The 6,929-nt window shown below is 64.3% G+C and carries 6 protein-coding genes; 5 read left to right on the top strand and 1 reads right to left on the bottom strand.

From position 1 onward, the window contains the following. A partial coding sequence (gene pgi, locus VIM98_RS06735; RefSeq protein WP_331992333.1) for a glucose-6-phosphate isomerase occupies positions 1 to 1,170 on the top strand: 1,170 nt, incomplete at its 5' end. A gap of 28 nt (positions 1,171 to 1,198) precedes the next feature. On the opposite strand, the gene queG is transcribed toward pgi, so the two are convergent. Further along, positions 1,199 to 2,287 (bottom strand): tRNA epoxyqueuosine(34) reductase QueG, encoded by a 1,089-nt coding sequence (queG, locus tag VIM98_RS06730; protein ID WP_331992332.1) that lies wholly within the window; start codon positions 2,285 to 2,287, stop codon positions 1,199 to 1,201. 58 nt (positions 2,288 to 2,345) lie between these two features. Between queG and VIM98_RS06725 the strand changes: the two genes are divergently transcribed. The 4 genes from VIM98_RS06725 to mutL all read left to right on the top strand — a co-directional run. After that, positions 2,346 to 3,830, top strand: a complete 1,485-nt coding sequence (locus VIM98_RS06725) for an NAD(P)H-hydrate dehydratase (RefSeq protein WP_331992331.1) — start codon at positions 2,346 to 2,348, stop codon at positions 3,828 to 3,830. Further along, positions 3,827 to 4,312 (top strand): tRNA (adenosine(37)-N6)-threonylcarbamoyltransferase complex ATPase subunit type 1 TsaE, encoded by a 486-nt coding sequence (gene tsaE / locus VIM98_RS06720; protein ID WP_331992330.1) that lies wholly within the window; start codon positions 3,827 to 3,829, stop codon positions 4,310 to 4,312. Before VIM98_RS06725 ends, tsaE begins: the two co-directional genes overlap by 4 nt. A gap of 152 nt (positions 4,313 to 4,464) precedes the next feature. Further along, positions 4,465 to 6,063, top strand: coding sequence for an N-acetylmuramoyl-L-alanine amidase (locus tag VIM98_RS06715; protein WP_331992329.1), 1,599 nt, complete (start codon positions 4,465 to 4,467; stop codon positions 6,061 to 6,063). A 39-nt stretch (positions 6,064 to 6,102) separates the two neighbouring features. After that, positions 6,103 to 6,929: DNA mismatch repair endonuclease MutL (mutL, locus tag VIM98_RS06710; protein WP_331992328.1), on the top strand; the 827-nt coding region annotated here is incomplete at its 3' end.

Here is a 6,929-nt window from a genome sequence, read left to right as displayed (position 1 = left end):
CGCCTGGCGACGCATGCTTTGAACAACTTCCATGTTCCACGTATCCGCAGCCACTTCCTGACCAATGTCGACGGTCAGGCTGCTGCCGACCTGATGCGTGAGCTCGATCCCAAGCGGACCTTGGTCATTGTCGTGTCCAAGACCTTTACCACGCAGGAAACCCTGCTCAACGGCCAGGTGCTGCGCGACTGGATTGTGCGTGCTTACGATGGCGACGCGCGCGCGACGATGCGTCATTTCCTCGCGGTCAGTGCCAACGTCAAGGAAGCGGAGAAGTGGGGCATCGGCGCATCGCATGTTTATCCGATGTGGGATTTCGTCGGTGGCCGCCTGTCGGTCTGGTCGGCGGTGGGGCTGTCGCTGGCGATGGCAGTGGGCATGGAGCATTTCCGTGCCTTCCTCGCCGGCGCCGCCGAAGTCGACGACCATTTCCGCAGCGCGCCCTGGCACAAGAACATGCCCGTGCTGCTGGCGCTGGTCGAATACTGGAATCGCAACGTGCAAGGTCACGCCAGTCGCGCGGTAATTCCGTATGCCGACCTGCTCGGCGACTTGCCTTCGTACCTGCAACAGCTGGAAATGGAAAGCCTGGGCAAGCATGTCACGCCATCTGGCGCAGCAGTCGAGGGCGTTACCGTTCCCGTGGTGTGGGGTAGCGTGGGCACCAATGCGCAGCATGCGTATTTCCAGGCACTACATCAGGGTACTGACGTGGTGCCGCTGGATTTCATTGGCGTGGTCAAGCCGGGACATACCCTGCGTGCCAGCAACGATGCCTTATTGTCCAATCTGCTGGCGCAAGCTGCCGCGCTGGCTCTTGGCAAGACGTTCGACGAAGCCCTGGCCGAAGCGAAGGACGGCGATGAGGCTTCGCGTCGGGCGCTGGCCGCACAGCGCACCTTCGATGGCGACCGTCCGAGTACGGTATTCCTGCTCGATCAACTGACGCCGCATTCGCTCGGCGCATTGATCGCATTGTACGAACACAAGGTGTTCATGCTCGGTCACCTGTGGGGCGTCAATGCCTTCGACCAGTGGGGCGTGGAGTTGGGCAAGGCCATTGCACGACAGATTCTGCCGGCATTGAACGGCGGCGCCGATGAATTGGCTACGTTCGATTCGTCGACTCGGGCGCTGATCGCAGCGATTCAGGAGAGGCGGGAAGGGTGAGGTTGAGTGAAGGAGGGGCGAGCTGTCGTTACGGTGGCTCGCCTCTCATCCCTCCTGCATGCCTGGCCAACGCCCACATCACGTGCTCACGCACCATCTCCGACGGATAGTCAGCGCGTGCTTTCAGCGCAGCAACGACGTCTTCCGACCGCGGCGCATTCCCCAGCGCTACCGCGATATTCCGTAGCCATCCTTCGAATCCGGTGCGCCGGATCGCCATGCCTTCGGTGCGCTTGAGAAACTCCTCTTCGCTCCAGCCGAACAGCTCGATCAGGCGCGCGCCGTCGAGGCTGTGGCGCGGCGCGAAGTCCGGCTCAGTGGCATCCTGCGCGAACTTGTTCCAGGGGCAGATCAACTGGCAGTCGTCGCAGCCGAAAATGCGGTTGCCCATGGGAGCGCGCAGTTCCTCGGGAATACTGCCCTTCAATTCGATGGTCAGATACGAAATGCAGCGGCGCGCGTCCAGCCGGTAAGGCGCGACGATCGCCTGCGTCGGGCAGATATCGATGCATCGGCGGCAACTGCCGCAGTGCGCGCTGGCGGGTGTATCGACCGGCAATGGAAGACCGATATACAGCTCGCCGAGAAAGAAATACGAGCCAGCGCGCCGGTTGATCAGCACGGTGTGCTTGCCGATCCAGCCCAACCCGGCATTGCGCGCCAGCGCTTTCTCCAATACCGGTGCGGAGTCGACGTAGGCGCGGTAACCGAATTCACCGATGCGTTCGCGGATGCGTTCCGCCAGTCGTTGCAGGCGATTTCGCATCACCTTGTGATAATCGCGGCCCAGGGCATAGCGCGCCACATAGCCGGCATCGGCGTCACCGAGCACGTCCCAGGCGTTGCGGGTGCCGGGCGGGACGTAGTCCATACGCACGGAAATCACCCGGATCGTCCCCGGCTCTAGTTCTTGCGGGCGGCTGCGCTTGCTGCCGTGGCGCGCCATGTAGTCCATCTCGCCATGATGGCCGTCGTCGAGCCAGCGCTTGAGGTGTCCTTCATCCTCGCCCAGCGAGGTATCGGCTATGCCGACATCGGCAAATCCCAGCTCGCGCGCCCAGTGTTTGATATCGCGCGCCAGCGCGGCGTAGTCAGGGGTGGCGGGAGAGCAGGGCATGTAGCCATTTTCGCACGTGGCGCTTGCCTCGCGCCGCGTCGCTCCTACAATCGCCAGGATGACTTCGCAAACGCATCGCCACGCGCTGTACACCGTCGAGCAAGTGCGCGCGCTGGACAGCCGCGTGATCGACGAACTGGGCATTCCCGGCAATGAACTGATGCGCCGCGCGGCGTGGTCCGCGTTGTCGAGCCTGCGTCGGCACTGGCCATCGGCTCGCCGTATCGTCGTCTACGCCGGACCAGGCAACAACGGCGGGGACGGCTTCTTGCTCGCAGCCCTGGCGCATGAAGCCGGCATGCAGGCCGAGGTCTTCGCTATCGGTGGGCCTTCGCAGGGCGATGCCGCGCAGGCACGTGCGGCTTGCATCGGCGCCCAGGTACCTGTGGTCGACGACGATACGCCCCCGCTGGTAAAGGAGGCGGATGTCATTGTCGATGCGCTTTACGGCACGGGGTTGCGGCGCCCCCCGCAAGGAGGCGTTGCCGCGCTGATCGAGCGCATCAACGCAAGCGGCATACCCGTGCTGGCCCTGGACGTTCCCAGCGGCCTGGACGCCGATACCGGGCAATGCCCGGGTGCGGCGATTCGCGCCAGCGTGACCGTGAGTTTCATTGCCGCCAAACGTGGCCTGCATACGGGCAAGGCGGTCGCCCACGTCGGCCAGCTCGAACTCGATGCGCTGGGCTTGCCCGATGCGCTTTGGGCCAGCATGCCGCCGTTCGCGAGCGTGCTGACCCCGCACGGCTTGCCGCCGCGACCGCGCGACGCGCACAAGGGCAACAACGGCCATGTGCTGGCGATCGGTGGCGATCGCGGTACGGCTGGCGCTATTCGTCTGTGCGGCGAAGCTGCGCTACGTGCCGGGGCAGGTCTGGTCAGCGTCGCTACTCAGGCCGAGAACATCGTGGCCTTGAACAGTGGCAGGCCGGAACTGATGGCGCATGCCGTTGACGGCCCGCAGACGCTCGAGCCGCTGTTGCAGAAGGCCGGCGTACTGGCGGTGGGACCGGGTCTGGGGCAGGCCGCATGGGGGCATGCCTTATGGCTGACTGCTCTCGATGCGGGCAAGCCGTTAGTTCTGGACGCCGATGGTTTGAATCTGCTGACTAAGGAGCCGCGGCGTTTCGATGCGCAGACGGTGATCACTCCGCATCCAGGTGAGGCTTCGCGCTTGCTCGCGGTTTCCACCCAGGCGATCGAGGCCGATCGCTATGCCGCGGTCGCCGAGTTGGCTCGCCGCTACAACGTCGTTGCGGTGCTCAAGGGGGCCGGCAGCCTGATGGCGGCCCCCGACGGCCGCTTGGCGGTCTGCCCCTGGGGCAACCCGGGCATGGCGACAGGCGGCATGGGCGATGTACTGACCGGCGTGATCGCAGCCTTGCTGGCCCAGGGCCTGTCTGCATGGGAGGCTGCTTGCCTGGGGGTGGGGCTGCACGCTCGCGCGGGCGATGCCGCGGTGGCAGGCGATGGCGAGCGAGGCCTGCTGGCCAGCGATCTGCTGGTGCCGCTGCGCCGGCTGCTCAACGAGCAAATCGCATGAGGACGACCGAGCTGCTCAGCTTGCCCGACGAAGCCGCTACGTCTGCCTTGGCAAGGCGGCTGGCGGCATCGTTGCAGGATGGGCTGGTGATCTACCTGCACGGGGATCTGGGTGCCGGCAAGACGAGCTTCGCTCGCGCTTTCCTGCAAGCGCTGGGCGTGGGCGAGCGTGTAAAGAGTCCAACCTACAGCTTGATGGAATCCTATCGCCTGCCTGCCCGCATCGCGTGGCATCTGGATCTTTATCGCATCGCCGATCCGGGCGAGCTGGAGTGGTTGGGGCTGGATGCCTTGGCCGATCCGTCGGCCCTCGTGCTTGTCGAGTGGCCGGAGCGTGGCGAGGGGGCTCTGCCTGCTCCCGATCTGCGTGTGGACCTGGCGTATGAGGGATTAGGGCGCAAGGCGGCGTTCAGCGCGCTATCGTCGCGCGGCGAAGCCGTGCTGGCGCGATTGAGCGATTCTCTTGCGGGGCTCATTTTATAATTAATTGTTTTCAAAGATATTTTTAATTGATAGGTTGTGCTTTGGCTTACGCCTGAAACCTGGACGGCAACTGACGAAAAGCTTGCAGGTTACGGAAATTCAAAAGAAAAACCCCTTGTAATCGCCAAAGCGCTGCGCTTCAATAACGCACCATGAGGGGAAACCGCGCCACCGTCTGTCGTCTTCTTGCTTGCCTTGCCTTGCTGGCAGGGGCATGTGCCGGTACGGCGGGCGCTGCCGACGTCAAATCGGCCCGCGTCTGGGCCGGCCCGGAATACACCCGACTCGTGCTGGACCTGTCCGGCCCGGTGAGCTACCGGGTCAACCAGGATGGCGGTCAGCTCAGTGTCGTGCTGCCTGCCAGTACGCTGGCAGGCGGCTTTTCCGCGCCGAGGGGACAGGGCCTCTACAAGGGTCTTCAGCTGCAGCGACAGGGCGATCGGGTGCTGATCTTCGCCAAGATCGATCCCGCCAGCCGCAACAAGAATTTCTTGCTCGCGCCTTCCGCCGACAGCAACAGCTATCGCCTGGTGGTCGATCTCTACCCCGGCAAGGGCGGCCAGGGCAGCAAGCCCGTCGAACAAGTGGCGGCCGCTACAGACAACAACGACGATAACAGCGACGACGATATGTCACCGGCCGTTGCCGTCGCCGCCGCGCCAGCCAAGGCAGGCGCCCGTAACAGCATCAAGAGCACGCAGAGCGGCATGGCCTCGACGCGGCAGGCCGCCGCATTGTTGAACGGTAGCCGCAAAGTGGTGATTGCCATCGATGCCGGCCACGGCGGTAAGGATCCGGGCTCGCACGGCCCGGGCGGCACGCTGGAGAAGAACGTGACGCTGGCGGTTGCGCGCGAACTGGCTGCGCAGATCAACCGTCAACCGGGTATGAAGGCCGTTCTGACGCGCGACGGCGACTATTTCATCCCGTTGGTGCAGCGCTACAAGATTGCGCGCGAAAACAATGCGGACATGTTCGTTTCGATCCACGCCGATGCCTATACCAGTTCCGACGCGCGGGGCTCCTCGGTTTGGGTGCTGTCGCCGCGCGGCAAGACCAACGAAGCGGCGCGCTGGTTGGCCGATCGCGAAAACCGCGCCGACCTGATCGGCGGCGTTTCGCTCGATGACAAGGACGACAGTCTTGCCGCCGTACTGCTCGACTTGCAGCAGGGCTATGCAATGCAGGCAAGCGAGTCGATCGCGGGTAATGTACTTAAGGCGCTGAGTGCACTCGGCCCAACGCATCGCGGTTATGTCGAGCGCGCCAACTTCGTCGTGCTACGCTCGCCCGATGTGCCCTCGATCCTGGTCGAGACGGCGTTCATCAGCAATCCGGTGGAGGAACGCAAACTTCGCGATCCCAGCCACCAGACGCGCTTGGCCGAGGCGGTCATGGGCGGCGTGAGGAACTATTTCGAAGCCACGCCGCCGCCAGGCAGCTGGTTTGCTGCGCAGGCGGCGCGTCGCGCCGGCATACAAGTGGCGTCCAGCGACGGCGCCGATGCGGGGGATGACGATAATGCGCCGGCTCCCTCGCCGAAGAGCGCGGGCGCAAAGAGCGCGAGCGCCACGGTGGCCAAGGCGGCGGACGAGGATGTACGCGATCTGCATCGGGTAGCGCGCGGCGAAAGCTTGCGCAGTATCGCCAGACAGTACGGCGTCAGCGTCAGCGCCCTGAAAAGCGCCAACCGTCTCAGCGGCGATGCGTCGGTACGCACCGGCATGGTACTGGCCATTCCTTCCAGCTGAATCTAGCTCGGATCGGCCCCAAGGCTCTAAGCTTAGCGGATGGCTTCCATACGTCCGCTTCCCCCCGACCTCATTAACCAGATTGCCGCCGGCGAGGTTATCGAACGCCCCTCGTCCGTGGTCAAGGAACTGGTGGAAAACAGCCTCGATGCCGGCGCCACGCGCATCGAAGTGGATATCGAACAGGGCGGCCAACGGCTGATCCGCGTGCGCGATGACGGCGGTGGCATTCCCGAAGCGGAGTTGCCGTTGGCGGTCGCCTCCCATGCCACCAGCAAGATCGGCAGCTTCGACGATCTGGAGCACGTCGCCAGTATGGGGTTTCGTGGCGAAGCGCTGGCCTCCGTGTCTTCCGTCTCGCGGTTCGCGCTGACTTCTCGCGTGCGCGGTGCCGATAACGCATTTCGCATCGAAGTCGACGGAGGCAAGTTGCAGGCGGCGCGGCCGGCGCAGCATCCGCAGGGCAGCAGTGTCGAAGTGCGCGATTTGTTCTACAACGTGCCGGCACGGCGCAAATTTCTCCGCGCCGAGCGCACCGAATTCGCGCATATCGACGATTTGCTCAAGTCGTTGGCGCTGGCCCGCACGGGCGTCGAATTCCGCCTGAACCACAACGGTAAGCCCGTACGCATCCTCAAGCCCGCGCGCGACGAGGATGCTGCCTTGCAGCGCGTGGCCGAAGTCATGGGCGAAGCGTTTCCCGGGCAGAGCCTGCGTATCGATCATGCGGCCGCCGGCATGCATCTTTCCGGCTGGGTCGGCCTCCCGACGGCATCGCGCTCCCAGGCCGATTCGCAGTACTTTTTCGTCAACGGTCGCCTGGTGCGCGATCGTGTCGTGGCACATGCGGTGCGCCAGGCTTATGC

The sequence above is a fragment of the Dyella sp. genome (assembly GCF_036568765.1).
In the GTDB taxonomy this organism is placed as follows: domain Bacteria; phylum Pseudomonadota; class Gammaproteobacteria; order Xanthomonadales; family Rhodanobacteraceae; genus GSA-30.
Note: the sequence above shows the minus strand (reverse complement) of the source record. Positions and strands in the feature narration are given on the sequence as shown.

What these genes read in the sequence shown, in the direction of transcription:
- queG (WP_331992332.1), bottom strand. Translation starts at nt 2,287, where the DNA reads ATGCCCTGCTCTCCCGCCACCCCTGACTACGCCGCGCTGGCGCGCGAT.
- tsaE (WP_331992330.1), top strand. Translation starts at nt 3,827, where the DNA reads ATGAGGACGACCGAGCTGCTCAGCTTGCCCGACGAAGCCGCTACGTCT.
- VIM98_RS06715 (WP_331992329.1), top strand. Translation starts at nt 4,465, where the DNA reads ATGAGGGGAAACCGCGCCACCGTCTGTCGTCTTCTTGCTTGCCTTGCC.
- VIM98_RS06725 (WP_331992331.1), top strand. Translation starts at nt 2,346, where the DNA reads ATGACTTCGCAAACGCATCGCCACGCGCTGTACACCGTCGAGCAAGTG.